Origin of the sequence: Pseudomonas sp. TH39(2020) (assembly GCF_016650715.1) — a bacterium.
Classification (GTDB): domain Bacteria; phylum Pseudomonadota; class Gammaproteobacteria; order Pseudomonadales; family Pseudomonadaceae; genus Aquipseudomonas; species Aquipseudomonas mandelii_C.
Window position 1 is genome coordinate 1,122,265 of the sequence record NZ_JAEKFF010000007.1, and the last position, 26,370, is coordinate 1,148,634.

The window sequence follows — 26,370 nt, forward strand, 5'->3', positions numbered from 1 at the left end:
AGTCAGTATTCGAGAGCAGGCCGGCAGATGCGCCGAAGACTAAGCCTTGCGAACCCGCAAACTGCGCCACAACGCTGCAACCATCAACACACTCACCAGCGCCCAACCCCATGCCTGCTGATTCTGCAACCCTTCACGGTAAAGCTGCGGCGCAATGCCAGCACCGATGATGAAGGTCAGCAGGGCAATCTCCCGACGCGGCACGCTCACCGGGCGGCACAGATAGACCAGCGCCGGCAGGATAAATGCGACACTCGGGAAGCTGCGATAACGCGGATCGAACACCAGCTCCAGCATCGTCACCGCAGCGGCAAAACCGGCCGCTGCGAGCAACCAGCCCGCCCGACGTTCCAGCGTGTTGAACGCGCGTCCGCGCCAGCCGGTGCGAGCGCTCAGGGTCAGTGCCGCATGGGCCAGCACCAACACATTCAAAGCCGTCAGCAAAGCGACCCACAACCATTCACTGGTAAACCGCGTAGTGACACGGGCCAGGTCGCCCCAGGCGCCAATCGAGCAAGCGGCCAGCGCACCGAGCAACGGTAGAACCAGCGCGGCGCGAGTACTGCGTACGCGGCCGCCGAGGATTAGCGTGCCAAGGAAGATCAAACCACCCACCACCAGCCACTGTGTCCAGTAAGGCACGTTCGACACCGGACCGGCGAGCACGCCCTTGTCCTGGCGATCGGCATCGAACAGCCCCCAGTAACCACCGACCGCACCTTCGCTGGCGCGCTTCCATGGCTGGTCGAACGCTTCGATCAGGTTGTAATGCCAACCTTGCTGCTCCGCCATGATGACAAAAGCACGAATGAACTTGGCTTCATTGACCCGGCTCGGCAGGGCGGTTTCACGCTGACGGCCTTCGCTGGGCCAGCCGGTTTCGCCAATCATCACGTCCTTGGGCGCGAACTTGTTGCCGAACACCTGACGTACTTCGGCCACATGCTGCAGGGCGGCGTCGATATTTGACGGGTCATCTTCCCAGTACGGCAACAAATGGATGGTCAGGAAGTCCACCGCCGGGGCGATTTCCGGGTGCTTGAGCCAGAACTCCCAGACGTCGGCGTAAGTGACAGGTTGTTTGACCTGGCTTTTGACTTTGTTAATGAGCTTGGCCAGCTGCGCGCCAGTGACTTCTTTGCGTAACAGGGTTTCGTTACCGACGATCACCGAGGTCACTACGTCCGCGTTGGTGTTGGCCGAGGCGATCAGCAGGTCGACTTCCTTGGCAGTGTCCACAGGGTTGCTGTTGACCCAGGCGCCGATCATCAGTTTCAGCCCGTGCTTGCGCGCCAGGTCGGGCAGGGCCTCGAGGCCGGTCATGGAATAGGTGCGGATGCATTCGAAGCTTTTGGCCAGCAGCGCGAGGTCGGCATCCATGCGCTCGGGGCGCAGTTTGAACGGCTGATCGAACGGCGATTGGTCCTTGTCGAACGGGGTGTAGGAGGCGCATTGCAACTTGTGCGTCGCGCTGGCCACGTCCGGCAGCACCACCGGTTTCCCGAGGCCGTACCAGAAGCCACCAAGGGCAAAAAGCCCCAGCAGGCAGGCGAATAGATAAGCAAAAAAAGGAAAGCGGGATGTCGCGGGCATGGTCAGGCCGTCTGGGAGCAAAGCCGCGCATGTTACCTTCATTTGCCGCGTGCTTGGTGGCCTGCATACTTTTGACATGCAAAGTTTGGGCGGATTGGCCGGCGGGCTTCCGGTGGTCTAGATTAATGGCGTTCTGATGTCGTTTCTCGATGCCTTGAGGTCGCTGGCAGAGAAGGTCGCCATTGTCGTGAGGTTGATTATCGACGCATCAGTACTCCGCTGATGTTCGGACGAGTTTGCGGTGGGCGTGATGGGGGCGCTGTGCACCATAACAATACGTTGACGCGACTCGGCATCCGTCGAGCGCAGCACTTTCGGGGAAGTAACGATGAAGATGCGACGACTCTTGGGCGCAGGTGCCGCTTTGGTGCTGGCGATCAGTTCTACTGTAGCCAGCGCCGAAGGCAAGGCAGTGACTATCGGTTATGTCGACGGCTGGTCGGACAGTGTTGCCACGACCAACGTGGCCGCTGAAGTGATCAGGCAGAAACTCGGTTATGACGTGAAACTGCAAGCAGTCGCCACCGGGATCATGTGGCAGGGCGTGGCCACTGGCAAACTCGATGCCATGATGTCTGCGTGGTTGCCTGTGACTCATGGTGAATACTGGACCAAGAACAAGGATCAAGTCGTCGATTACGGTCCGAACTTCAAGGACGCAAGAATTGGCCTGATCGTGCCGGAGTACGTCAAAGCTAAAAGTATTGCCGATCTGAAAACCGACGACAGCTTCAAGGGTCGCATCGTCGGCATCGACGCCGGTTCGGGCGTAATGCTCAAGTCCGAACAGGCAATCAAGGACTACGATCTGACCGGCTATCAACTCAAGGCCAGTTCCGGCGCCGGCATGATTGCCGAGCTGACCCGTGCCGAGAAGAAAAACGAATCCATTGCTGTCACCGGTTGGGTGCCGCACTGGATGTTCGCCAAGTGGAAACTGCGCTTCCTGGACGACCCGAAAGGCGTTTATGGCGCGGCTGAAACTGTAAACAACATCGGCAGCAAAGAACTGGCAACCAAGGCTCCGGAAGTTGCCAAGTTCATGAAGAACTTCCAGTGGGCGTCGAAAGACGAAATCGGCGAAGTCATGTTGGCCATTCAGGATGGTGCCAAACCTGAAGCCGCCGCGAAGGATTGGGTCGCCAAACACCCGGAACGCGTTGCAGATTGGACTAAATGATTTGAGCTGACGCGTCTAGTCAGCACCTTACAGGGCCGCTTGGTATCACTGCCAAGCGGCCTTTTGCATTCCCGCATTCTTGTAGATAGAAGATGGGTGCAAAGCAGGCTAATTATTATTTGCTGAAAAAGGCAAAACCGTCATGTCGTTCTAATACTAAGGTCGTCTGGAACCAGTTCCGTAGCCGCATAGAGTGGATAGCGTTCCAACTTCATCTGTGCTGCGAGGATAAAAACAATGAACGACAGCATTTACCTCTCGATTCAAAACAGCCCGCTCTTCAAGGAGCTGGTTAGTAAGCGAGAACGGTTCGCCTGGATTCTTTCGGCGATCATGCTTGGGCTTTACTCCGGATTCATCCTTTTGATTGCTTACGGGCCGCATATTCTGGGGGCGAAAATCAGCCCCGAGTCTTCAATTACCTGGGGGATACCGATTGGTGTCGGGCTGATTCTCTCGGCCTTTATCCTGACTGCAATCTACGTACGACGCGCCAATGGCGAATTCGACGACCTGAACAATGCGATTCTCAAGGAGGCTCAGCAATGATCCGGCGTCTAATGGCTCTATTGAGCATCGCAGCCTTTGCACCTGGCGCCTGGGCAGGTGAAGCCCTGACCGGCGAAGTGCAAAAACAACCGCTCAACGTTTCCGCGATCCTGATGTTCGTCGCGTTCGTTGGTCTGACCCTGTGCATCACCTACTGGGCTTCCAAGCGCAACAATTCGGCAGCCGACTACTATGCGGCGGGTGGCAAGATCACCGGCTTGCAGAACGGTCTGGCGATCGCCGGTGACTACATGTCGGCGGCGTCCTTCCTGGGTATTTCCGCCCTGGTGTTCACTTCTGGCTACGACGGCCTGATCTACTCGATCGGGTTCCTGGTGGGCTGGCCGATCATTCTGTTCCTGATCGCCGAGCGCCTGCGTAACCTGGGTAAATACACCTTTGCCGACGTGGCGTCCTACCGCCTTGGGCAAACCCAGATCCGCACGCTGTCTGCTTGCGGTTCGCTGGTGGTGGTGGCGTTCTACCTGATCGCGCAAATGGTCGGTGCCGGCAAGCTGATTCAGCTGCTGTTCGGTCTCGACTACTACGTTGCCGTGATCCTGGTCGGTATCCTGATGTGCATGTACGTGTTGTTCGGCGGCATGCTGGCGACCACTTGGGTGCAGATCATCAAGGCCGTGTTGCTGCTGTCCGGTGCTACGTTCATGGCGCTGATGGTCATGAAGCACGTCAACTTCGACTTCAGCTTGCTGTTTTCCGAGGCGATCAAGGTTCACCCTAAAGGTGAAGCGATCATGAGCCCGGGCGGCCTGGTGAAAGATCCGGTCTCGGCATTCTCGCTTGGCCTGGCACTGATGTTCGGTACCGCTGGCCTGCCGCACATTCTGATGCGCTTCTTCACCGTGAGTGACGCAAAAGAAGCTCGCAAGAGCGTGCTGTATGCAACCGGCTTCATCGGCTACTTCTACATCTTGACGTTCATCATCGGCTTCGGCGCGATCTTGCTGGTCAGCACCAACCCTGCCTTTAAAGATGCTGCTGGCGCGCTGTTGGGCGGCAACAACATGGCGGCGGTGCACCTGGCCAACGCGGTAGGTGGCAGTATCTTCCTGGGCTTCATCTCGGCAGTCGCGTTCGCAACCATTCTGGCTGTGGTGGCTGGTTTGACGCTGGCCGGTGCTACGGCGGTGTCTCACGACCTTTACGCCAGCGTGATCAAGAAGGGCAAGGCCAACGACAAGGACGAGATTCGCGTTTCGAAAATCACCACCGTCTGCCTGGGTGTGTTGGCGATCGGCCTGGGCATTCTGTTCGAAAGCCAGAACATCGCGTTCATGGTGGGCCTGGCGTTCTCCATCGCGGCAAGCTGTAACTTCCCGGTGCTGCTGCTTTCCATGTACTGGAAGAAGTTGACCACGCGTGGGGCGATGATCGGTGGCTGGTTGGGTCTGATCAGTGCCGTTGGTTTGATGGTCCTTGGTCCTACCATTTGGGTGCAGATCCTGCATCACGAGAAGGCTATCTTCCCGTATGAGTACCCGGCGCTGTTCTCCATGGCCATTGCGTTTATCGGGATCTGGTTCTTCTCGATCACTGACAAGTCGACGGCCGGCGTTAATGAGCGTGCGCTGTTCTTCCCGCAGTTTGTTCGTTCGCAGACTGGTTTGGGGGCGAGTGGGGCGGTAGCTCACTAAGGCTTCAGGTTTATCTGTGTAAGTTGCGTTAAATGCAAATGCCCCGGTCGAGAGATCGGGGCATTTTTTTTTGTGGGCGGTTATCGGATTGTTAGTGGGTGGGCTTGTTTGTTGTGGCGGCCTTTGGGCCGACCATGCTGTTGTTGACTGGGGTACATATCCGTTCCTGCGGTAACGGCTACTTAGGGTTTCGCCCTTACGGCGACTCACTTTTTTTGACAAGCGCCTCAAAAAAAGTAAGCAAAAAAAAGGCTCGCCCCGGCGTCCGGCCCCTCGCTAGGGCTCGGTGTTCCTTCGTTCCGGCATTCATCTGGGGGCATCGCCTCCGGTCGGCTTCGCTTCGACCTCCTCTCGATGTGTTCGACTTCGTCGAACGGCGCTACGCGCCAGCCCCCCAGATGAATGCCTCCACTCAGCCTTCCGAAGGGCGGGTAGATCAAAATCAAAAGCAAGATCAAAAGCTGAAGGCGAGCTAACGCTCGGCCTGATGAGTGGTTAAGAGCGAAGCGGGTACGCCGATTCATTGTGGGAGCGAGCCTGCTCGCGATGGCGGCGGTTCAATCAACATTGCTGTGCCTGATCCACCGCCTTCGCGAGCAGGCTCGCACAGCCCTTGATCTGCTTTTGATCTTTCGCCCCTTCGGCAGGCCGAGCGTAGGTGTCCATCAGGGGGTTAGGCGCGTAGCGCCGTGCGGCGAAGCCGCACACATCGAGAGGAGGTCGAAGCGAAGCCGACCGGAGGCGATGCCCCCTGATGGGCACCGTAGCGAGGCGCCGTACGCCGGGGCGAAGCCTTTTGTTTACTTTTCGCTGGGCCGGCATTCCGGCGTCTGGAAAAGTGAGTCGCTGTAAAAGCGAAACCCTAAGTAGCCGTTACCGCAGCAACGGATATGCCCCCAATCCCACACCACGCCACCGCCGCACAAACAAAAACGGCCTCTATATAAATAGAGGCCGTTTCCGGTGCAACTCAAGACGTTATCGCAAGACAGGTCTTATTTGCGGTCTTCCAACTTGGTGATGTCACGCGACTCGTAGCCGGTGTACAGCTGGCGCGGGCGGCCAATCTTGTACGGGCTGGAGAGCATTTCTTTCCAGTGGGAGATCCAGCCGACGGTCCGTGCCAAAGCGAAGATGACGGTGAACATGCTGGTTGGAATGCCGATCGCCTTGAGGATGATCCCCGAGTAGAAGTCGACGTTCGGGTACAGCGAGCGTTCGATGAAGTACGGGTCGGTCAGGGCGATCTCTTCCAGGCGCATGGCCAGTTCGAGTTGCGGATCGTTGGTGATGCCCAGTTCCTTCAGCACTTCGTCGCAGGTCTGCTTCATGACAGTTGCGCGTGGGTCGCGGTTTTTGTAAACACGGTGACCGAAGCCCATCAGTTTGAACGGATCGTTCTTGTCCTTGGCCTTGGCGATGTACTTGTCGATGTTCGACACATCGCCAATTTCATCGAGCATGGTCAGAACAGCTTCGTTCGCGCCGCCGTGGGCAGGGCCCCACAGTGCAGCGATGCCGGCGGCGATACAGGCGAACGGGTTGGCACCCGAAGAGCCGGCCAGGCGTACGGTGGAAGTCGATGCGTTCTGCTCGTGGTCGGCATGGAGGATGAAGATCTTGTCCATGGCGTTGGCGAGCACCGGGCTGATCGGTTTGATCTCGCACGGGGTGTTGAACATCATGTGCAGGAAGTTTTCCGCGTACGTCAGGTCGTTGCGCGGGTACATCATGGGTTGCCCCATCGAGTACTTGTAAACCATCGCTGCCAGGGTCGGCATCTTGGCAACCAGGCGGATCGCGGAGATTTCGCGATGCTGCGGGTTATTGATGTCCAGGGAGTCGTGGTAGAAGGCCGAGAGGGCGCCGACTACGCCGCACATGACGGCCATCGGGTGGGCGTCGCGACGGAAGCCGTTGAAGAAGGTCTTCAGCTGCTCGTGAACCATGGTGTGGTTCTTCACGGTGCTGACGAACTGGGCCTTCTGTTCTGCGGTCGGCAATTCGCCGTTGAGCAGCAGATAGCAGGTTTCCAGGTAGTCCGACTTTTCAGCCAACTGTTCGATCGGGTAGCCGCGGTGCAGCAGGATGCCGTTGTCGCCGTCGATATAGGTGATCTTCGACTCGCAGGAAGCTGTCGACATGAAACCAGGGTCAAAGGTGAAACGGCCCGTGGCCGTCAGGCCCCGAACATCGATTACATCGGGACCAACGGTGCCGGTTAAAATGGGCAGCTCGACGGGGGCTGCGCCCTCGATGATCAACTGCGCTTTTTTGTCAGCCATGTGGCCTCCTATTTATGCTTGAAATCATCAGACAGACCCCCCACGCAGGGCCCGCACCACTATAGTGAGATAAATTCGAATGTCAATTTGCCTAAAGTCTTGCTCCAGAAGGCTTTAACCGGACTTTTTCCTCGAAATTGACTGCCATTTACGCCTTTTATGCGACTTGTGCAATGAGCTATTAGGGGGAGGTGAACGCGTTGTCATTAGTAGCCTAACTGTCTATACTCGGCCACCGACCGCCAGGGGCTTTTTGGCCTGCTTTGTTGGGGGTCGCATCCCTGGGTAGTGGTTACCTGACCAGTGCACTCCCCAACAACTTTGCCCTGATTGTTAGGGGCTCTTCAGTGTGAAAAAAAAGCCGTGAAAAGCCAACGACCTGTAAACCTAGACCTTAGGACCATCAAACTCCCCATCACCGGCGTTACGTCGTTTCTTCACCGTGTTTCCGGCATCATCCTCTTCCTGGGCCTTGGCTTCATGCTGTATGCATTGGGCAAATCTCTGGGTTCCGAGGAAGGTTTTGTCGAGGTGAAGGCATGCTTGACCAGTCCGCTGGCCAAGTTCGTAGCATGGGGCCTCCTCTCTGCCTTGCTGTATCACATGGTAGCCGGCGTGCGCCATTTGATCATGGACATGGGCATCGGTGAGACGCTGGAAGGCGGCAAGCTGGGCTCGAAAATCATTATCGCCGTGTCTGCGGTGTTGATCGTTCTGGCGGGAGTTTGGATATGGTAACCAGCGTAACGAACCTGTCGCGTTCCGGCCTCTATGACTGGATGGCGCAGCGTGTGTCTGCGGTTGTTCTCGCGGCTTATTTCATTTTCCTGATTGGATACCTGGCAGCGCACCCTGGCATTGGCTACGCCCAATGGCACGAGCTGTTTGCAAGCAACGGGATGCGTATCTTCAGTCTGCTGGCCCTGGTGGCCCTGGGCGCTCACGCCTGGGTTGGCATGTGGACCATCGCGACCGACTACCTGACGCCGATGGCGCTGGGCAAGTCCGCGACTGCAGTACGTTTCCTCTTCCAGGCAGTATGCGGCATTGCGATGTTCGCCTACTTCGTCTGGGGTGTGCAGATTCTTTGGGGTATCTGATTCATGTCTACTACAGTTAATACGCTTTCGTTCGACGCCATTATTATTGGCGGCGGCGGTGCTGGCATGCGCGCTGCGCTGCAACTGGCACAAGGTGGTCACAAGACTGCCGTGGTAACCAAGGTTTTCCCGACTCGCTCGCACACCGTATCCGCCCAGGGTGGCATCACCTGCGCCATCGCCTCGGCAGATCCGAACGATGACTGGCGCTGGCACATGTACGATACCGTCAAGGGTTCCGACTATATCGGTGACCAGGACGCTATCGAATACATGTGTTCCGTAGGCCCGGAAGCGGTCTTTGAGCTCGAGCACATGGGCTTGCCGTTCTCCCGTACCGAGCAGGGCCGCATCTATCAGCGTCCGTTCGGCGGTCAGTCGAAAGACTTCGGTAAAGGTGGCCAGGCTGCCCGTACGTGCGCCGCTGCCGACCGTACCGGTCACGCACTGCTGCATACCCTGTACCAGGCCAACCTCAAGGCCGGCACTGTATTCCTCAACGAATACTACGGTGTCGACCTGGTGAAGAACGAAGATGGTGCCTTTGTCGGCATGATCGTCATCTGCATCGAAACCGGCGAAACTTCCTACGTCCGTGCTAACGCCACTGTACTGGCGACTGGCGGTGCAGGCCGTATCTACTCGTCCACCACCAATGCCCTGATCAACACCGGTGACGGCGTCGGCATGGCTCTGCGTGCTGGCGTACCGGTACAAGACATTGAAATGTGGCAGTTCCACCCAACCGGCATCGCCGGCGCCGGTGTACTGGTTACTGAAGGCTGCCGCGGTGAAGGCGGTTACCTGATCAACAAGCACGGCGAGCGTTTCATGGAGCGTTATGCTCCGAACGCCAAAGACCTGGCTGGTCGTGACGTTGTTGCTCGCTCGATGGTTAAAGAAATCATCGCCGGCAACGGTTGCGGTCCGGATGGCGACCACGTAATGCTGAAACTCGATCACCTCGGTGAAGAAGTTCTGCACAGCCGTCTGCCAGGCATCATGGAATTGTCCAAGACCTTCGCCCACGTCGACCCAGCCGTGTCGCCGATTCCGGTCGTTCCAACCTGCCACTATATGATGGGCGGCGTGCCGACCAACATTCACGGTCAGGCAATCACTCAGGATGCCGACGGCGTTGACCAGATCATCCCGGGCCTGTTCGCAGTAGGCGAAGTGGCTTGCGTATCGGTTCACGGTGCCAACCGTCTGGGCGGCAACTCGCTGCTCGACCTGGTAGTGTTCGGCCGTGCCGCCGGCCTGTTCCTGGAACAGACCCTGAAAGAAGGCGTCGACTACACCCGCGCTCGCCAGTCCGACATCGACGCTGCCCTGGCACGTCTCGATGGCCTGAACTCGCGTACCGAAGGTGAAGACGTCGCCACCCTGCGTAAAGAGCTGCAAAGCTGCATGCAGAACTACTTCGGTGTATTCCGTACCGGCGAATACATGCAGAAGGGTATTGCCCAGCTGGCTGATCTGCGTGGCCGTATCGCCAACGTCAAGATCAACGACAAGAGTCAGGCGTTCAACACCGCTCGTATCGAAGCTCTGGAATTGCAGAACCTGCTGGAAGTGGCCGAAGCTACCGCCATCGCCGCAGAAATCCGCAAAGAGTCCCGCGGCGCTCACGCCCGTGAAGACTTCGAAGAGCGCGATGACGTTAACTGGCTGTGCCACACCCTGTATTTCCCGGGTGAGAAGCGCGTTACCAAGCGTGCCGTGAACTTCTCGCCAAAAACAGTCCCGACCTTTGAACCAATGATTCGGACTTATTAAGGGTAGCCGCCATGTTGCAAGTCAGTGTTTATCGCTACAACCCTGATCAGGACGCCGCGCCGTTCATGCAGGAATTCCAGGTCAATACCAACGGTAAAGACCTGATGGTGCTGGACGTGCTGGCCCTGATCAAAGAGCAGGACGAGGGTTTCTCCTATCGTCGCTCTTGCCGTGAAGGTGTTTGCGGTTCCGACGGCATGAACATCAACGGCAAAAACGCTCTGGCGTGCGTCACGCCGCTGTCCGCTGTCGTAAAAGGTAACAAGCTGATCGTTCGTCCTCTGCCAGGTTTGCCGGTTATCCGTGACTTGGTCGTCGATATGAGCATCTTCTACAAGCAATACGAAAAGGTTAAGCCATACCTGCAGAACGACACGCCGGCTCCGGCCATCGAACGTCTGCAGACTCCTGAAGAGCGTGAAAAGCTCGACGGTCTGTACGAGTGCATCCTGTGCGCTTGCTGCTCGACCTCTTGCCCGTCCTTCTGGTGGAACCCGGACAAGTTCCTGGGTCCAGCTGCTCTGCTGCAAGCGTATCGCTTCCTGGCAGACAGCCGCGACACCAAGACTGCCGAGCGTCTGGCTTCGCTGGATGACCCGTTCAGCGTATTCCGCTGCCGCGGGATCATGAACTGCGTCAACGTCTGTCCGAAAGGCCTGAACCCGACTAAGGCCATCGGTCACGTACGTAACATGCTGCTGCAAAGCGGCGTGTGATTCAGCTGCTGTAACCCGGCTGTTGTAAATGTAGTACCGCTGTACCCGTAGATGCTACGGCGCAGGCTTCAACCGGCGCCGTAGTTTTAACCTGAGCAGCAGCTTATAAGGCTGCGGCTCTTATTTTGAAGAAATGAGACAAGCAGGGGCATCCGGGCTGGTACCCGGACTATCAGCGTGATCCTAAGTGGCTTGTTTTAGTCGCTGCATTCGGACTTCTGCAAGCGTGCTCGGTGTCGACGCCGGTGGTGTTCCCCTAACCGAGGGTGACCAAGCATGCAAGAAAGCGTGATGCAGCGCATGTGGAACAGCGCCTACCTATCCGGTAGTAACGCTGCCTATGTGGAAGAGCTCTATGAGCTCTACCTGCACGACCCTAACGCTGTGCCAGAAGAGTGGCGCACCTACTTTCAGAAGTTGCCTGCTGACGGCAACACTGCCACCGATGTTTCGCACTCCACAATTCGCGATCATTTCGTCTTGCTGGCAAAGAACCAGCGCCGCGCCCAACCGGTTTCCGCCGGCAGCGTGAGCAGTGAGCACGAGAAGAAGCAAGTTGAAGTGCTGCGATTGATCCAGGCCTACCGTATGCGTGGCCACCAGGCAGCCCAGCTTGACCCGCTGGGGCTGTGGCAGCGTCCTGCACCTGCAGACCTGTCGATCAATCATTACGGCTTGACCAATGCCGATCTTGATACGACCTTCCGTGCCGGCGACCTGTTCATCGGCAAAGAGGAGGCGAGCCTACGCGAAATTCACGAAGCGTTGCAGCAGACATATTGCCGCACCATCGGCGCTGAATTTACGCACATCACCGATTCCGAGCAGCGCCAGTGGTTCCAGCAACGTCTGGAAAGCGTGCGCGGCCGTCCAACGTACTCCGCCGACATCAAGAGCCACTTGCTCGAGCGCGTCACGGCCGGCGAAGGTCTGGAAAAATACCTGGGTACCAAATACCCGGGTACCAAGCGTTTCGGTCTGGAAGGCGGCGAGAGCCTGATTCCGATGCTCGACGAGCTGATCCAGCGTTCCGGTTCCTACGGCACCAAGGAAATCGTTATCGGCATGGCCCACCGTGGTCGTCTGAACGTACTGGTCAACACCTTCGGCAAGAACCCGCGCGAGCTGTTCGACGAGTTTGAAGGCAAGAAGAAGGTCGAGCTGGGTTCCGGTGACGTTAAGTATCACCAGGGCTTCTCGTCCAACGTGATGACCACCGGCGGTGAAGTTCACCTGGCGATGGCGTTCAACCCGTCCCACCTGGAAATCGTATCCCCAGTGGTCGAGGGTTCGGTTCGCGCCCGTCAGGATCGTCGTAACGACCCTACCGGCGAGAAGGTTCTGCCGATCTCCATCCACGGTGACGCTGCAATCGCAGGTCAGGGCGTGGTCATGGAAACCTTCCAGATGTCGCAGACCCGCGGTTTCAAGACCGGCGGCACCGTGCACATCGTAATCAACAACCAGGTTGGTTTCACCATCAGCAACCCGCTGGACGCGCGCTCCACCGAGTACGCGACCGACGTTGCGAAAATGATCCAGGCGCCGATCCTCCATGTCAATGGCGATGATCCGGAAGCTGTATTGTTCGTGACCCAGCTGGCCATCGACTACCGCATGCAGTTCAAGCGCGACGTGGTCATCGACATGTTCTGCTACCGTCGTCGCGGCCACAACGAGGCCGACGAGCCAAGCGGCACCCAGCCCATGATGTATCAGCAGATCACCAAGCAGCGCACGACCCGTGAACTGTATGCCGATCATCTGACCCAGAGCGGTGTGCTGGACGCAGAGCGTGTTCAGGCGAAGATCGACGAATACCGCAACGCGCTGGACAACGGTCTGCATGTTGTAAAAAGCCTGGTCAAAGAGCCGAACAAAGAGTTGTTCGTGGACTGGCGTCCGTATCTGGGCCACGCCTGGACCGCGCGTCACGACACTCGCTTCGATCTGAAAACCTTGCAGGAACTGTCCGCCAAGCTGCTGGAAATTCCGGAAGGCTTCGTGGTTCAGCGCCAGGTCTCGAAAATCTACGAAGACCGTCAGAAAATGCAAGCCGGCGGCCTGCCGATCAACTGGGGTTACGCCGAAACCATGGCGTACGCAACCCTGGCGTTCGAAGGTCACCCGATTCGCATGACGGGTCAGGACATCGGTCGCGGTACGTTCTCGCACCGTCACGCTGTCTTGCACAACCAGAAAGACGCGGGCACCTACATCCCGCTGCAAAACCTGTACAAGGGCCAGCCACGTTTCGACCTGTACGATTCGTTCCTGTCCGAAGAAGCCGTGCTGGCGTTCGAATACGGTTACTCGACCACCACGCCTGAGGCGCTGGTGATCTGGGAAGCCCAGTTCGGCGACTTCGCCAACGGTGCCCAAGTGGTTATCGACCAGTTCATCACCAGTGGCGAGCACAAGTGGGGCCGTCTCTGCGGTCTGACCATGCTGCTGCCGCACGGTTATGAAGGTCAGGGTCCGGAGCATTCTTCGGCTCGCCTGGAGCGTTACCTGCAACTGTGCGCCGAGCACAATATTCAGGTCGCCGTCCCGACTACGCCGGCTCAGATCTACCACTTGCTGCGTCGTCAGGTGATTCGCCCGCTGCGCAAGCCATTGATAGTCCTGACGCCGAAGTCGCTGCTGCGTCATAAACTGGCCATCTCGACCCTGGAAGATCTGGCCGAAGGTTCGTTCCAGACCGTTATCCCGGAAATCGATGTTCAAGACCCGAAAAAGGTCGAGCGCATTGTTCTGTGTAGCGGCAAGGTCTACTACGACCTGCTGGAAAAACGCCGTGCCGAAGGTCGTGACGACATCGCCGTCGTGCGTATCGAGCAGCTGTACCCATTCCCTGAGGACGACTTGAACGAAGTCCTGGCTCCGTACACCAACCTCAAACATATCGTTTGGTGTCAGGAAGAGCCGATGAACCAGGGTGCCTGGTACTGCAGCCAACACCACATGCGTCGCATCGTTGGCAATCACAACAAAGCACTCTTTCTCGAGTACGCCGGTCGTGATGCTTCTGCTGCACCTGCTTGTGGTTATGCATCGATGCACGCTGAGCAGCAGGAAAAACTGCTGCAAGACGCCTTTACTGTTTAACGCCTTCGCGCACCTGAAACCGAATTTAAGGACCCACAGATAATGGCTATCGAAATCAAAGCCCCCACTTTCCCGGAATCGGTTGCCGATGGCACCGTTGCCACCTGGCACAAAAAGCCGGGCGACGCCGTCAAGCGCGATGACCTGATCGTCGACATCGAAACCGACAAAGTCGTACTGGAAGTGTTGGCCACCGCTGACGGCGTGCTGGGCGCTATCGTCAAGAACGAAGGCGACACCGTTCTGTCCGACGAAGTCCTGGGCTCCATCGAAGCGGGCGGCGCTGCTGCCGCTCCAGCTGCTGCCGCTGCTCCGGCCGCTGCACAAGCTGCTGCTCCTGCCGCTGAAGGCGAAGATGATCCTGTTGCTGCGCCGGCTGCTCGCAAGCTGGCTGAAGAAAACGGTATCAACATCGCTTCCGTTGCCGGCACTGGCAAAGGCGGTCGTGTGACCAAGGAAGACGTTGTTGCCGCTGTAGCTGCCAAGAAAGCCGCTCCGGCTGCCGCGCCTGCCAAGGCTGCTGCTCCTGCCGCTGCCGCTCCAGTGTTTGCTGCCGGCGATCGTATCGAGAAGCGCGTACCGATGACCCGCGTGCGGGCCACCGTAGCCAAGCGTCTGGTTGAAGCTCAATCGAACATGGCGATGCTGACCACTTTCAACGAAGTCGACATGACCGAAGTCATGGCCCTGCGTTCGAAGTACAAGGACCTGTTCGAGAAGTCCCACAACGGCGTGCGCCTGGGCTTCATGTCGTTCTTCGTCAAGGCTGCCACCGAAGCGCTGAAACGCTTCCCGGCTGTCAACGCGTCGATCGACGGTGCTGACATCGTTTATCACGGCTACGCCGACGTCGGTGTTGCTGTTTCCAGCGACCGCGGCCTGGTTGTTCCGGTTCTGCGTAACGCCGAACTGATGAGCCTGGCTGAAATCGAAGGCGGCATCGCCACCTTCGGCAAGAAGGCTCGTGACGGCAAACTGTCGATGGACGAGATGACCGGCGGTACGTTCACCATCACCAACGGTGGTACCTTCGGTTCGATGATGTCGACCCCGATCGTCAACCCGCCGCAAGCGGCCATCCTGGGCATGCACAACATTCTGCAGCGTCCTATGGCGATCAACGGTCAGGTTGTTATCCGTCCGATGATGTACCTCGCGCTGTCCTACGATCACCGTCTGATCGATGGCAAAGAAGCTGTGACCTTCCTGGTTACCATCAAGAACCTGCTGGAAGACCCGGCTCGTTTGCTGCTGGATATCTGATTTCGTTGCACGGGCCGTCCAGTGATGGACGGCCCTCCTGTAATGACCAGCTTCGTCCCACGACGGTCCCCAAAAGGGAGCGTCCGGTTTGATTCGAGAAGGAATGACACATGACTCAGAAATTCGACGTGGTAGTGATTGGCGCGGGCCCTGGCGGCTACGTGGCTGCCATTAAAGCAGCGCAACTGGGCCTCACCACTGCCTGCATCGAGAAATACACCGACAAGGAAGGCAAACTGGCCCTCGGCGGTACTTGCCTGAACGTCGGCTGCATTCCATCCAAGGCGCTGCTGGACAGCTCCTGGAAATACAAGGAAGCCAAAGAAGGCTTCGCGATCCACGGTATCAACCACGCTGGTGTGACCATGGACGTGGCTGCGATGGTCGGCCGTAAAGCCAACATCGTCAAAGGCCTGACTTCGGGTGTTGCCACCCTGTTCAAGGCTAACGGTGTGACCTCGATCGAGGGCCACGGCAAACTGCTGGCCGGCAAGAAAGTCGAAGTCACCAAGCCTGACGGTTCGGTAGAAATCATTGAAGCCGAGAACGTGATTCTGGCTCCGGGCTCGCGTCCGATCGACATTCCACCCGCTCCGGTCGACCAGAATGTGATCGTCGATTCGACTGGCGCGCTGGAATTCCAGTCCGTGCCAAAACGTTTGGGCGTGATTGGCGCTGGCGTGATCGGTCTGGAACTGGGTTCGGTCTGGTCCCGTCTGGGCGCAGAAGTGACTGTTCTTGAAGCGCTGGACACCTTCCTGATGGCCGCTGACGCTGCCGTTTCCAAGGAAGCGCTGAAAACCCTGACCAAACAAGGTCTGGACATCAAGCTGGGTGCTCGCGTTACCGGTTCCAAAGTGAACGGTGACGAAGTCGTTGTGAACTACACCGATGCCAACGGCGAACAGAACATCACCTTCGACAAGCTGATCGTAGCCGTTGGTCGCCGTCCGGTGACCACTGATCTGCTGGCTGCTGATTGCGGCGTGACCCTGGACGAGCGCGGTTTCGTGCACGTTGACGATCACTGTGCCACCACCGTACCGGGCGTTTACGCCATCGGCGACGTGGTTCGCGGCATGATGCTGGCACACAAGGCCTCGGAAGAGGGCATCATGGTCGTCGAGCGCATCAAGGGCCACAAAGCCCAGATGAACTATGACTTGATCCCTTCGGTTATTTATACTCACCCGGAAATCGCGTGGGTCGGCAAAACCGAGCAGGCCTTGAAGGCTGAAGGCGTTGAAGTTAACGTTGGCACCTTCCCGTTCGCAGCCAGTGGCCGTGCCATGGCAGCCAACGACACCGGCGGTTTCGTGAAAGTCATCGCTGATGCCAAGACTGACCGCGTATTGGGCGTCCACGTGATTGGCCCGAGCGCTGCAGAACTGGTTCAGCAGGGCGCGATCGGTATGGAATTCGGCACCAGCGCGGAAGACCTGGGCATGATGGTTTTCTCCCATCCGACCCTGTCCGAAGCCTTGCACGAAGCAGCTTTGGCTGTGAATGGCGGCGCCATCCACATTGCCAACCGCAAGAAGCGTTAAGACAAGACAATAAGAAACCACGGCGGAAGGCCCGTCGTGAGCCTTGCGTGCAAGACTCACCGCGGAATGTCCGCCGGACGCAGCCTTGCGTAGTCTCACCGGTTATCCGGAACACCTACGCAAGCAGCAGTCACAGGTGGTGCGGCACTTGAACAAGTGCAGCACCGAATGCGCAGTACCTAACGAAGACGGTAATAAGCATGAATCTTCACGAGTATCAGGGTAAGCAGCTGTTCGCTGAATACGGCCTGCCAGTATCCCAGGGTTTCGCCGTAGACACCCCGGAAGCAGCAGCAGAAGCGTGCGACAAAATCGGCGGGACCGAATGGGTTGTCAAAGCCCAGGTTCACGCAGGTGGTCGCGGTAAAGCGGGCGGCGTTAAGCTGGTTCGCAGCAAAGAAGACGCCAAAGCATTCGCTCAACAGTGGTTGGGCAAGCGTCTGGTGACTTACCAGACTGATGCCAATGGTCAGCCAGTCACCAAGATCCTGGTTGAATCGTGCACTGATATCGCTAAAGAGTTGTACCTGGGCGCTGTCGTTGACCGTTCGAGCCGTCGCATCGTGTTCATGGCTTCCACCGAAGGTGGCGTGGACATCGAGAAAATCGCTCACGACACCCCTGAGAAAATCCTCAAGGCCACTATCGATCCACTGGTTGGCGCTCAGCCATTCCAGGGTCGCGAGCTGGCATTCCAGTTGGGTCTGGAAGGCAAGCAAGTTGCTCAGTTCGCCAAGATCTTCGTAGGTCTGGCCAAGCTGTTCAAGGATCACGACCTGGCTCTGCTGGAAGTGAACCCGCTGGTGATCAAGGCTGACGGCGATCTGCATTGCCTCGACGCCAAGATCAACATCGACGCCAACGCCATGTACCGTCAGCCTAAGCTGAAGACTTTCCACGATCCGTCGCAAGACGATCCGCGCGAAGCGCACGCTGCCAAGTTCGAACTGAACTATGTAGCGCTGGAAGGCAACATCGGTTGCATGGTCAACGGTGCTGGCCTGGCCATGGGTACCATGGACATCGTCAACCTGCATGGCGGCAAACCAGCCAACTTCCTCGACGTGGGCGGCGGTGCTACCAAAGAACGCGTTACCGAAGCGTTCAAGATCATCCTGTCCGACACTAACGTCGCTGCAGTATTGGTCAACATCTTCGGCGGCATCGTTCGTTGCGACATGATTGCCGAAGGCATCATCGGCGCTGTGAAAGAAGTCGGCGTGAAAATCCCGGTTGTTGTTCGCCTTGAAGGCAACAACGCTGAGCTGGGCGCTAAAGTACTGGCAGAAAGCGGTTTGAACATCATCGCTGCTACCAGCCTGACCGACGCTGCTCAACAAGTTGTCAAAGCTGCGGAGGGCAAATAATGAGCGTCCTGATCAATAAAGACACCAAAGTTATCTGCCAGGGTATTACCGGTTCGCAAGGTAGTTTCCACACCCAGCAAGCCATCGAATACGGCACCAAGATGGTTGGCGGCGTTACTCCTGGTAAAGGCGGCACCGAGCACCTGGGTCTGCCAGTGTTCAACACCGTGAAAGATGCTGTAGCTGCCACTGGCGCCACCGCCAGCGTGATCTACGTTCCAGCTCCTTTCTGCAAGGACTCCATCCTGGAAGCAGCATTCGGCGGCATCAAGCTGATCGTTTGCATCACTGAAGGCATTCCTACCCTGGACATGCTGGATGCCAAGGTCAAGTGCGACGAACTGGGCGTAGTCCTGATCGGTCCTAACTGCCCAGGCGTGATCACTCCAGGCGAATGCAAGATCGGCATCATGCCAGGTCACATTCACTTGCCAGGCAAGGTCGGTATCGTTTCCCGTTCCGGCACCCTGACCTACGAAGCTGTGAAGCAAACTACTGACGCCGGTTTCGGTCAGTCGACTTGCGTCGGCATCGGCGGTGACCCGATCCCGGGCTCGAACTTCATCGACATCCTGAAGCTGTTCCAGGAAGACCCGAAGACCGAAGCGATCGTGATGATCGGTGAGATCGGCGGTTCGGCTGAAGAAGAAGCGGCTGCCTACATCAAGGCACACGTGACCAAGCCGGTTGTTTCCTACATCGCTGGTGTGACTGCTCCTGCGGGCAAGCGCATGGGCCATGCTGGCGCAATCATCTCTGGCGGCAAAGGCACTGCAGACGAGAAGTTTGCTGCCCTGGAAGACGCAGGCGTTAAAACCGTGCGTTCGCTGGCAGACATCGGCAAGGCTTTGTCCGAGCTGACCGGTTGGGCGATCAAGTAAGCCTCGCGCTTATCTGACGCTTCACCAAACAAAGGCCACCTTCGGGTGGCCTTTGTCGTTTCCGGGCGATCGTTCCCACGCAGAGCGTGGGAACGATCTGTGCTGAGGTAGGAAATTTAGATATGTAAACGCGACACGGAAATGTCGCGTATCGGATAGTTCGCACCCTAACAGTGCGTTTGTCGGGCAAATTCGTTAGGCTAGCAGCCATTTTTGCGTCCGCCGCCCACAAGGTTGCTACGCGCTAAACGGGTCAGTCCTATACGGACCGACAGCATTTCCCTCACCCCTCAGGGAAATCCCTCTCTAAATTCCGATTCAGTAGTGTGGTATTTCCTTAATGAAAGTGTTGAAAGGCCAGGACATCCTGGCACTTGGTTTTATGACGTTTGCCCTGTTTGTCGGGGCTGGCAACATCATCTTCCCGCCTATCGTCGGTCTGCAGTCCGGTCCAAACGTCTGGATGGCGGCGCTGGGCTTTCTGATCACCGCGGTCGGTCTGCCGGTGATCACCGTTGTCGCCCTGGCCAAGGTCGGTGGTGCCATGGATGCCTTGAGCAGCCCGATCGGGAAAGTCGCCGGTGGCCTGCTGGCAGCCGCGTGCTACCTCGCTGTCGGCCCGCTGTTCGCGACACCGCGCACCGCCACCGTGTCATTCGAAGTCGGTTTGGCGCCACTGACTGGCGAGAGCCCGCTGGCGCTGTTCCTCTACAGCTCGGTGTACTTCCTGCTGGTGTTCTTCATCTCGCTCTATCCGGGCCGGCTGCTGGATACCGTAGGACGTTTCCTCGCACCGCTGAAGATCATCGCCCTGGCCGCGCTCGGCATCGCCGCGTTTGCATTGCCGGCCGGTGATGTCGGCGTGGCCACCCCGGAATACGTGGCAGCACCGTTCTCCCAAGGCTTCATCAATGGTTACCTGACCATGGATACCTTGGGCGCGCTGGTGTTTGGCATTGTCATTGTCAACGCAATCCGTTCCCGTGGCGTCGAGTCGCCGGTGTTGATTACCCGTTACGCGATCATCGCCGGGCTGATTGCCGGCGTGGGTCTGGCGCTGGTTTACGTCAGCCTGTTCCGTCTCGGTTCGGGCAGCCATGAAGTGGCCGCGGGTGCCACCAACGGCGCGGCGGTGTTGCACGCATACGTGCAACACACCTTCGGCTCTCTGGGCAGCGGTTTTCTGGCGGTGCTGATCTCCCTGGCCTGCCTGGTGACGGCGGTGGGTCTGACCTGTGCCTGCGCCGAATACTTCAGCCGTGTGCTGCCGCTGTCCTACAAGACATTGGTCATCATCCTGGCCGCATTCTCCCTGCTGGTGTCCAACCTGGGCCTCACCAAGCTGATTGCGTTCTCGATCCCGGTGCTGACCGCGATCTACCCGCCGTGCATTGCCCTGGTCGCCCTGAGCTTCTGCAAGGACTTCTGGCATGAGCAGGGTCGAATCGTCGGTCCGGTGATGCTGGTGTCGTTCATCTTCGGTTTGATCGACGCCCTCAAGGGTGCGGGTCTGGCGGACTGGATGCCGACTCAGTTGTCCCACCTGCCGCTGAGCGAGCAAGGCTTGGCGTGGCTGGTGCCGTCGGTCATGACCCTGGTCGTCGCGGTGGTTTGCGATCGCTTGCTGGGCAAACGCGAAGAAGCACTGGCTTAAGCCGCTTCATGGCCCGCCACAAGCGGGCCGTGAACACACATGGAAATGCCCCGTATCAATCGATACGGGGCATTTTTTTTGGAGTCGGTGCAGTGTCTTTTTCCTTGAGCTAACGTCGAAGCAGTGCCAAGACCTAATGTGGGAGCGAGCCTGCTCGCGATAGCGGTAGATCAGTCAACATATGTGTTGAATGTAAATCCGTCATCGCGAGCAGGCTCGCTCCCACAGGAATTATGTACTCCGCATCTACATCCCAAGGACCTGCATGTCGTTCATCCACGCCAACATGATCCACATCCTCGCCGCGCTCTGGTTTGCCATCTGCTGGGGCGGCTACACCCGTTATGCGACGTGGAAGGGCCGCGACACCGCGTGCCTGGCCAGCGTGCTGCACCTTTATCGCGAAGACTGGATGCGCCGCATGCTGTTGCGCGACAACCGCATCGCTGACGCCAGCGTGATCGGTAACCTGGAGCGCAACGCCTCGTTCTTCGCCTCCAGCACATTGATTATCCTGGCCGGCATTCTCACGGTGCTCGGAGCCTCCGAAAGGGCAGTATCGTTATTGGCGGATATCCCGATGGTGCAGCAGGCATCCCAGGGGATGTCGGAGATCAAGTTGCTGTGCCTGGCGCTGGTGTTTGTCTATGCGTTCTTTACGTTCAGCTGGTGCATGCGCCAGTACAACTTTGCGGCAATTCTGGTGGGCTCGGCGCCTATGGTCGGTGAGCGTCATGTTTCCGAACAAGAGCGCAAAGCCTTTGCTGCCCGGGCGGCCCGCGTCATTTCCATGGCCGCCAACCAGTTCAACTTCGGACTGCGCTCTTACTACTTCGGCATGACCATGCTGGCCTGGTTCGTCAGCCCGTGGTTGTTCATGTTGATGAGTGCCGGCGTGGTGTTGGTGTTGTATCGCCGGGAGTTTCATTCCGACGTTCTCGACGTGATGGTCTATACACCTACAGAGGCGCCATTGCCCGAGGCGATTAAAGAGGCTGTTTGATGAGTATTCCGTTCTGGTGTGTATTTATCAGTGCCTTGCTGATTTTTGTGGCAAAAATTCCCGTGGCCAAGGCAATGAATGACCATGGTGGTTATGACAACCATCTACCGCGTCAGCAGCAGGCGCAACTGACTGGCTTTGGTGCCCGTGCGTTGGCGGCTCATCAAAACTGCTTTGAGGCGTTCATTCTTTTCGCTGTTGGGGTGTTGATGGCGCACACCACGCAGACAGCGGGGTGGCTGATCGACTTGCTGGCAATCATCTTCGTGGTCACACGAGTCATTTATTTGCTGTGCTATTGGGTTGATCTGGCCTGGCAGCGGAGCCTGGTATGGGGCGTCGGACTAGTGTGTTCGTTGCTGTTGATGATTAGTCCGACTTTTAAAACTATTTTGCTGTAACGCCTGCTTTGCAAACAAAAACCAGGCAAAAGAAAACCCGCACTTGGCGGGTTTTCTTTATCACGCTAAAAACTGTTTTAGTTTTTAGGTGCTTCTTTTGTGGCTGCTTCGTTCGATTCAGCCTGAGCTTTGGCGGCTTCGGCGTTTTCTTTCGCCGCGTCGTTCACTTTATCCTGAGCTTTGCTCATGTCTTGCTGAGCTTGCTCGGCATGTTTGTTGGCATCTTGAGCTTTGTCCTCGGATTTTTTATCGCAGGCTGCGAGACCGAGGGAAGCGGTCAACATCAAGGCAATAGCTAAAGTCTTACGCATGGGGTGTTTCTCCTTATGGAAAATATATCTACTGGCCTTTCGAGCGCAGCCCATAGCGTTAAGTTCCTCAATTCATACAGATATATAAGTTTATTCCGTCGGGAACTTTTACTAAAAACGCCTAGTGCGTTGCCTGAACACTAAGAAGAGTTTTATCAAAATGGCCGAAAACCCCGTTTTTGAGCGCGCTACACGATTTCTCTCGGCGCTGCGACATTGTCAGGTACTTGGGCTGCGGGTTCACAGCGCCAGCAGCGAAGGCCTGACGGTCATCTTGCCGTACAGTCCTCAAATTGTTGGCAACCCGCAAACCGGCGTGATTCATGGCGGGGCGCTGACCTCGCTGATGGACACGGCCTGCGGTATGTCCACCCTCTGCGTGTTGCCCGAGTTCGAAGTTTGTCCGACCCTCGACCTGCGCATCGACTACATGCACGCCGCCGAGCCGCATAAAGATGTCTACGGTTTTGCCCAGTGCTACCGGGTGACCACGGATGTGATCTTTGCTCGCGGTTTCGCCTATCAGGACAATCCCGAGCAGCCCATCGCCCACGTGGTGGGCACCTTCATGCGCATGGGCAAAGCCATCAAGGGCACCAAAGGCTTTGGCGGCGTCATCGCCGGAGGTGCGAAATGACTGACGCGTTCAAGGAACAACTTCAGCAGGCACATGAGCAGGGCGACTACGCCTCGCTGCTGCACCTGATTCCCTACGCCAAATTGATCGGCATCGAATGTTCGCGGGTGGGGGATGATCTGCTGTTTCGCTTGCCGGCCAACAAGGACAACATTGGTAACCCTTTACTGCCGGCGATTCATGGTGGCGTGATCGCCGGGTTCATGGAGTTGTCCGCAGCGCTGCACCTGCTGATTTTCACCGGTTCGCCGGGTGTGCCGAAGATCATCGATTTCTCCCTCGACTATCTGCGCGCCGGGCAGTTTCGCGACACCTGGGCCAGATGCCAGGTTTGCCGGCAGGGCCGCCGGGTAGCCAACGTTGCGATTACGGCCTGGCAAAGCACTGAGGTCGAACCGATTGCCACAGCCCGCGCCCATTTCAAAATTGAATAGCCCTTGAAATCCTGAACTCAGCCCCCAACTTTGATGACAACCCGCCGCCGACCCTTCAGGTCGCGGCCACTGCCATCTGATTGGAGTTTGATGACCATGAGTGTGGAAACTCAAAAGGAAACCCTGGGCTTCCAGACCGAGGTGAAGCAACTGCTGCACCTCATGATCCATTCGCTGTATTCCAACAAGGAAATTTTCCTTCGCGAATTGATCTCGAACGCCTCTGACGCTGTCGACAAATTACGTTTCGAAGCCCTGTCCAAGCCTGAGTTGCTGGAAGGTGGCGCCGAACTGAAAATCCGTGTGAGCTTCGACAAGGACGCTAAAACCGTCACCCTCGAAGACAACGGCATCGGCATGAGCCGTGAAGATGCGATCACCCACCTGGGGACCATCGCCAAATCCGGCACTGCCGATTTCATGAAACATCTCTCTGGTGATCAGAAAAAAGATTCCCACCTGATCGGTCAATTCGGTGTGGGTTTCTACTCTGCATTCATCGTCGCCGACAAAGTCGACGTGTTCAGCCGTCGTGCCGGTGCTGCTGCCAGCGAAGGCGTTCACTGGTCGTCCAAAGGCGAGGGTGACTTCGAAGTTGCCACCGTTGATAAAGCCGAGCGCGGCACCCGTATCGTCCTGCACCTGAAGTCCGGTGAAGACGAATTCGCCGATGGCTGGCGTCTGCGCAACGTCATCAAGAAGTACTCCGACCACATCGCTCTGCCGATCGAGTTGCCGAAAGAAGTGGCCGCCGTTGAAGGCGAAGAGCAACCGGCCGTTGAATGGGAAACCGTCAACCGCGCCAGCGCCCTGTGGACCCGTCCGCGTACCGAGATCAAGGACGAGGAATACCAGGAGTTCTACAAACACGTCGCCCATGACTTCGAAAACCCGCTGAGCTGGAGCCACAACAAGGTCGAAGGCAAGCTCGAATACAGCTCGCTGCTCTACGTGCCGGCCCGTGCTCCGTTCGATCTGTACCAGCGTGAAGCGCCGAAAGGCCTGAAGCTGTACGTGCAGCGCGTGTTCGTGATGGATCAGGCAGAGTCGTTCCTGCCGCTGTACCTGCGCTTCATCAAAGGCGTGGTCGATTCCAACGACCTGTCGCTGAACGTGTCGCGGGAAATCCTGCAGAAAGATCCGATCATCGACTCCATGAAGTCGGCGCTGACCAAGCGCGTTCTCGACATGTTGGAAAAGCTGGCGAAGAACGAGCCTGAGCAATACAAGAGCTTCTGGAAAAACTTTGGCCAGGTCATGAAAGAAGGCCCGGCAGAAGACTTCGCCAACAAAGAGAAAATCGCTGGCCTGCTGCGTTTCGCATCGACCAACGGTGATGAAGGCGAGCAAGTGGTGGGTCTGGCCGAATACCTGGCTCGCGCCAAGGAAGGTCAGGACAAGATTTACTACCTGACCGGCGAAACCTACGCGCAAGTCAAAAACAGCCCGCACCTGGAAGTCTTCCGCAAGAAAGGCATCGAAGTGCTGCTGCTGACCGACCGCATCGACGAGTGGCTGATGAGCTACCTCAGCGACTTCGACGGCAAGAGCTTTGTCGACGTGGCGCGTGGTGACCTGGACCTGGGCAACCTGGATTCGGAAGAAGACAAGAAAGCTGCGGAAGAAGTCGCCAAGTCCAAAGAAGGTCTGGTTGAGCGTCTGAAAACTGCACTGGGCGACTCCGTTGCTGAAGTGCGGGTTTCCCATCGTCTGACCGATTCCCCGGCGATTCTGGCCATCGGCGAGCAGGACCTGGGCATGCAGATGCGTCAGATCCTGGAAGCCAGCGGTCAGAAGGTTCCGGAATCGAAGCCGATCTTCGAATTCAACCCGGCTCACCCGCTGATCGAGAAGCTCGACAACGAGCAGAGCGACGAACGCTTCGGCGACCTGTCGCACATTCTCTTCGATCAGGCGGCCCTGGCCGCCGGCGACAGCTTGAAAGACCCGGCCGCCTACGTGCGCCGTCTCAACAAGCTGCTGGTTGAACTGTCGGTTTAACTGCGTTGTACAAAAACCCGCTTCGGCGGGTTTTTTTTATTCTGGTGTCTTTTACTGGGAGTTAGTCATTGAGCCAAATCACTGTTCGTTCCGTCGCTTATCAGATTGATGGCCAGTCGTATGAAAGCCGTCTGGCGTTCGATGCCGACCACAAAGGCCCACGTCCCGGCCTGTTGATGGCGCCGAACTGGATGGGCGTCAGCGCCGGTGCCGAGGAAATTGCCAAGTCTGTCGCGTCCAAGGGTTATGTGGTGCTGATCGCGGACCTCTACGGTCAGTCGGTCCGTCCGCAGAGCGGCGACGAGGCGGGTGCTGCCATGATGCCGCTCAAGCATGACCGCCCGTTGTTGCGCAAACGCATGCGAGCAGCATTCGATCAGCTGCAAATCCAGGACGAAGCGGCGGTCGATGGCTCAAAACTGGCGACCTTTGGTTTCTGCTTCGGTGGTTGCTGCGCGCTGGATCTGGCGCGCACTGGAGCGCCAGTGAAAGCGGCGGTGTCGTTCCACGGAACGCTGGATTCGCCGAATCCGGCGGATGCCAGGAACATCAAGGGCTCGGTGCTGGTGCTGCACGGCGCATCCGATCCATTGGTGCCGAAAGAGCAACTGCCGGCGTTTGAAGCTGAAATGAATGCGGCGGGCGTGGATTGGCAATTGCTGAGCTACGGCGGCGCGGTGCATTCCTTCACCGATCCGCACGCCAATGTGCCGGGCATGATGATGTATGACGCGAAGACTGCGGGGCGTGCGTTTACGTCGATGCACAACTTGCTGGATGAAGTTTTTAAAGGTTAAGAGCGAAAAGCTTCCCTCACCCTAACCCTCTCCCGGAGGGAGAGGGGACTGACCTATGGGGATGTTTGAAATATTGCGACCTGAAAGATTGAGTCGAACTCAGGTTTGA

22 protein-coding genes are annotated in these 26,370 nt (G+C 57.5%); 19 read left to right on the forward strand and 3 right to left on the reverse strand.

What is annotated here, in order from left to right:
- Nucleotides 1-39 precede the first annotated feature (39 nt).
- Nucleotides 40-1,635 carry a glycoside hydrolase family 17 protein gene (locus tag JFU47_RS25600; protein ID WP_201186540.1) on the reverse strand — a complete coding sequence of 532 codons (1,596 nt, stop codon included), beginning with the start codon at nt 1,633-1,635 and terminating at the stop codon, nt 40-42.
- Nucleotides 1,636-1,921: 286 nt separating this feature from the next.
- Here JFU47_RS25600 and JFU47_RS25605 point away from each other — a divergent pair, with 286 nt between their 5' ends.
- The 3 genes from JFU47_RS25605 (at nt 1,922) to JFU47_RS25615 (ending at nt 4,977) form a co-directional block, all read left to right on the forward strand.
- Nucleotides 1,922-2,773, forward strand: coding sequence for a glycine betaine ABC transporter substrate-binding protein (locus JFU47_RS25605; protein ID WP_056745045.1), 852 nt, complete (start codon nt 1,922-1,924; stop codon nt 2,771-2,773).
- A 237-nt stretch (nt 2,774-3,010) separates the two neighbouring features.
- A complete protein-coding gene (locus JFU47_RS25610; RefSeq protein WP_129442278.1) occupies nt 3,011-3,322 on the forward strand; it encodes a DUF485 domain-containing protein in 312 nt (103 codons plus the stop codon).
- Nucleotides 3,319-4,977, forward strand: a complete 1,659-nt coding sequence (locus JFU47_RS25615) for a cation acetate symporter (RefSeq protein ID WP_123364597.1) — start codon at nt 3,319-3,321, stop codon at nt 4,975-4,977. The genes JFU47_RS25610 and JFU47_RS25615 overlap by 4 nt, the downstream gene beginning before the upstream one ends.
- A gap of 995 nt (nt 4,978-5,972) precedes the next feature.
- Here the strand turns inward: JFU47_RS25615 and gltA are convergent.
- Complete coding sequence (gltA, locus tag JFU47_RS25620) at nt 5,973-7,262, reverse strand: citrate synthase (RefSeq protein ID WP_008148584.1); 1,290 nt, start codon at nt 7,260-7,262, stop codon at nt 5,973-5,975.
- A 363-nt stretch (nt 7,263-7,625) separates the two neighbouring features.
- On the opposite strand from gltA, the gene sdhC reads away from it, so the two are divergent.
- From sdhC to JFU47_RS25680, 12 genes are all read left to right on the forward strand, one after another.
- Complete coding sequence (gene sdhC / locus JFU47_RS25625; RefSeq protein WP_046048044.1) at nt 7,626-8,000, forward strand: succinate dehydrogenase, cytochrome b556 subunit; 375 nt, start codon at nt 7,626-7,628, stop codon at nt 7,998-8,000.
- The gene (gene sdhD / locus JFU47_RS25630) at nt 7,994-8,362 is read left to right on the forward strand and encodes a succinate dehydrogenase, hydrophobic membrane anchor protein (RefSeq protein WP_123364598.1); all 369 of its coding nucleotides are present in this window, start codon (nt 7,994-7,996) and stop codon (nt 8,360-8,362) included. The genes sdhC and sdhD overlap by 7 nt, the downstream gene beginning before the upstream one ends.
- Nucleotides 8,363-8,365: 3 nt before the next feature.
- The gene (gene sdhA / locus JFU47_RS25635) at nt 8,366-10,141 is read left to right on the forward strand and encodes a succinate dehydrogenase flavoprotein subunit (protein WP_140681893.1); all 1,776 of its coding nucleotides are present in this window, start codon (nt 8,366-8,368) and stop codon (nt 10,139-10,141) included.
- A gap of 11 nt (nt 10,142-10,152) precedes the next feature.
- Nucleotides 10,153-10,857 carry a succinate dehydrogenase iron-sulfur subunit gene (locus tag JFU47_RS25640; RefSeq protein WP_140681891.1) on the forward strand — a complete coding sequence of 235 codons (705 nt, stop codon included), beginning with the start codon at nt 10,153-10,155 and terminating at the stop codon, nt 10,855-10,857.
- A 276-nt stretch (nt 10,858-11,133) separates the two neighbouring features.
- Complete coding sequence (locus tag JFU47_RS25645) at nt 11,134-13,965, forward strand: 2-oxoglutarate dehydrogenase E1 component (protein ID WP_201186542.1); 2,832 nt, start codon at nt 11,134-11,136, stop codon at nt 13,963-13,965.
- 42 nt (nt 13,966-14,007) lie between these two features.
- Complete coding sequence (gene odhB, locus JFU47_RS25650; protein WP_010456848.1) at nt 14,008-15,228, forward strand: 2-oxoglutarate dehydrogenase complex dihydrolipoyllysine-residue succinyltransferase; 1,221 nt, start codon at nt 14,008-14,010, stop codon at nt 15,226-15,228.
- Nucleotides 15,229-15,338: 110 nt separating this feature from the next.
- Complete coding sequence (lpdA, locus tag JFU47_RS25655) at nt 15,339-16,775, forward strand: dihydrolipoyl dehydrogenase (RefSeq protein WP_123364600.1); 1,437 nt, start codon at nt 15,339-15,341, stop codon at nt 16,773-16,775.
- Nucleotides 16,776-16,975: 200 nt separating this feature from the next.
- A complete protein-coding gene (gene sucC / locus JFU47_RS25660) occupies nt 16,976-18,142 on the forward strand; it encodes an ADP-forming succinate--CoA ligase subunit beta (RefSeq protein WP_008148602.1) in 1,167 nt (388 codons plus the stop codon).
- Nucleotides 18,142-19,023 carry a succinate--CoA ligase subunit alpha gene (gene sucD / locus JFU47_RS25665; protein ID WP_008148605.1) on the forward strand — a complete coding sequence of 294 codons (882 nt, stop codon included), beginning with the start codon at nt 18,142-18,144 and terminating at the stop codon, nt 19,021-19,023. The genes sucC and sucD overlap by 1 nt, the downstream gene beginning before the upstream one ends.
- Nucleotides 19,024-19,363: 340 nt before the next feature.
- Nucleotides 19,364-20,677 carry a branched-chain amino acid transport system II carrier protein gene (brnQ, locus tag JFU47_RS25670; protein ID WP_129442292.1) on the forward strand — a complete coding sequence of 438 codons (1,314 nt, stop codon included), beginning with the start codon at nt 19,364-19,366 and terminating at the stop codon, nt 20,675-20,677.
- Nucleotides 20,678-20,942: 265 nt separating this feature from the next.
- Nucleotides 20,943-21,680: a DUF599 domain-containing protein gene (locus tag JFU47_RS25675; RefSeq protein WP_008148609.1), complete on the forward strand. Its 738-nt coding sequence runs from the start codon at nt 20,943-20,945 to the stop codon at nt 21,678-21,680.
- The gene (locus JFU47_RS25680; RefSeq protein WP_201186544.1) at nt 21,680-22,081 is read left to right on the forward strand and encodes an MAPEG family protein; all 402 of its coding nucleotides are present in this window, start codon (nt 21,680-21,682) and stop codon (nt 22,079-22,081) included. The genes JFU47_RS25675 and JFU47_RS25680 overlap by 1 nt, the downstream gene beginning before the upstream one ends.
- Nucleotides 22,082-22,158: 77 nt before the next feature.
- Here JFU47_RS25680 and JFU47_RS25685 read toward each other — a convergent pair whose 3' ends face one another.
- On the reverse strand, nt 22,159-22,392 hold the full coding sequence (locus JFU47_RS25685; RefSeq protein WP_123364604.1) for a hypothetical protein: 234 nt from the start codon (nt 22,390-22,392) through the stop codon (nt 22,159-22,161).
- Nucleotides 22,393-22,552: 160 nt separating this feature from the next.
- Between JFU47_RS25685 and JFU47_RS25690 the strand changes: the two genes are divergently transcribed.
- The 4 genes from JFU47_RS25690 (at nt 22,553) to JFU47_RS25705 (ending at nt 26,261) form a co-directional block, all read left to right on the forward strand.
- Complete coding sequence (locus JFU47_RS25690; protein WP_123364605.1) at nt 22,553-23,029, forward strand: PaaI family thioesterase; 477 nt, start codon at nt 22,553-22,555, stop codon at nt 23,027-23,029.
- A complete protein-coding gene (locus tag JFU47_RS25695) occupies nt 23,026-23,463 on the forward strand; it encodes a PaaI family thioesterase (RefSeq protein WP_201186546.1) in 438 nt (145 codons plus the stop codon). Before JFU47_RS25690 ends, JFU47_RS25695 begins: the two co-directional genes overlap by 4 nt.
- Before the next feature lie 96 nt (nt 23,464-23,559).
- Nucleotides 23,560-25,464 (forward strand): molecular chaperone HtpG, encoded by a 1,905-nt coding sequence (htpG, locus tag JFU47_RS25700; RefSeq protein ID WP_140681883.1) that lies wholly within the window; start codon nt 23,560-23,562, stop codon nt 25,462-25,464.
- Nucleotides 25,465-25,532: 68 nt separating this feature from the next.
- Entirely contained in the window at nt 25,533-26,261 is a 729-nt protein-coding gene (locus tag JFU47_RS25705; protein ID WP_201186548.1) for a dienelactone hydrolase family protein, read from the forward strand.
- Nucleotides 26,262-26,370: the final 109 nt, after the last annotated feature.

Bases quoted from the DNA above. Each gene is read 5' to 3' on its own strand.
- brnQ (WP_129442292.1), top strand. From the start codon at position 19,364: ATGAAAGTGTTGAAAGGCCAGGACATCCTGGCACTTGGTTTTATGACG.
- JFU47_RS25615 (WP_123364597.1), top strand. From the start codon at position 3,319: ATGATCCGGCGTCTAATGGCTCTATTGAGCATCGCAGCCTTTGCACCT.
- JFU47_RS25680 (WP_201186544.1), top strand. From the start codon at position 21,680: ATGAGTATTCCGTTCTGGTGTGTATTTATCAGTGCCTTGCTGATTTTT.
- sucC (WP_008148602.1), top strand. From the start codon at position 16,976: ATGAATCTTCACGAGTATCAGGGTAAGCAGCTGTTCGCTGAATACGGC.
- gltA (WP_008148584.1), bottom strand. From the start codon at position 7,262: ATGGCTGACAAAAAAGCGCAGTTGATCATCGAGGGCGCAGCCCCCGTC.
- sucD (WP_008148605.1), top strand. From the start codon at position 18,142: ATGAGCGTCCTGATCAATAAAGACACCAAAGTTATCTGCCAGGGTATT.
- htpG (WP_140681883.1), top strand. From the start codon at position 23,560: ATGAGTGTGGAAACTCAAAAGGAAACCCTGGGCTTCCAGACCGAGGTG.
- JFU47_RS25605 (WP_056745045.1), top strand. From the start codon at position 1,922: ATGAAGATGCGACGACTCTTGGGCGCAGGTGCCGCTTTGGTGCTGGCG.
- sdhD (WP_123364598.1), top strand. From the start codon at position 7,994: ATGGTAACCAGCGTAACGAACCTGTCGCGTTCCGGCCTCTATGACTGG.
- JFU47_RS25645 (WP_201186542.1), top strand. From the start codon at position 11,134: ATGCAAGAAAGCGTGATGCAGCGCATGTGGAACAGCGCCTACCTATCC.
- odhB (WP_010456848.1), top strand. From the start codon at position 14,008: ATGGCTATCGAAATCAAAGCCCCCACTTTCCCGGAATCGGTTGCCGAT.
- lpdA (WP_123364600.1), top strand. From the start codon at position 15,339: ATGACTCAGAAATTCGACGTGGTAGTGATTGGCGCGGGCCCTGGCGGC.
- JFU47_RS25675 (WP_008148609.1), top strand. From the start codon at position 20,943: ATGTCGTTCATCCACGCCAACATGATCCACATCCTCGCCGCGCTCTGG.
- JFU47_RS25690 (WP_123364605.1), top strand. From the start codon at position 22,553: ATGGCCGAAAACCCCGTTTTTGAGCGCGCTACACGATTTCTCTCGGCG.
- JFU47_RS25685 (WP_123364604.1), bottom strand. From the start codon at position 22,392: ATGCGTAAGACTTTAGCTATTGCCTTGATGTTGACCGCTTCCCTCGGT.
- JFU47_RS25640 (WP_140681891.1), top strand. From the start codon at position 10,153: ATGTTGCAAGTCAGTGTTTATCGCTACAACCCTGATCAGGACGCCGCG.
- JFU47_RS25695 (WP_201186546.1), top strand. From the start codon at position 23,026: ATGACTGACGCGTTCAAGGAACAACTTCAGCAGGCACATGAGCAGGGC.
- JFU47_RS25610 (WP_129442278.1), top strand. From the start codon at position 3,011: ATGAACGACAGCATTTACCTCTCGATTCAAAACAGCCCGCTCTTCAAG.
- JFU47_RS25600 (WP_201186540.1), bottom strand. From the start codon at position 1,635: ATGAAGGTAACATGCGCGGCTTTGCTCCCAGACGGCCTGACCATGCCC.
- sdhA (WP_140681893.1), top strand. From the start codon at position 8,366: ATGTCTACTACAGTTAATACGCTTTCGTTCGACGCCATTATTATTGGC.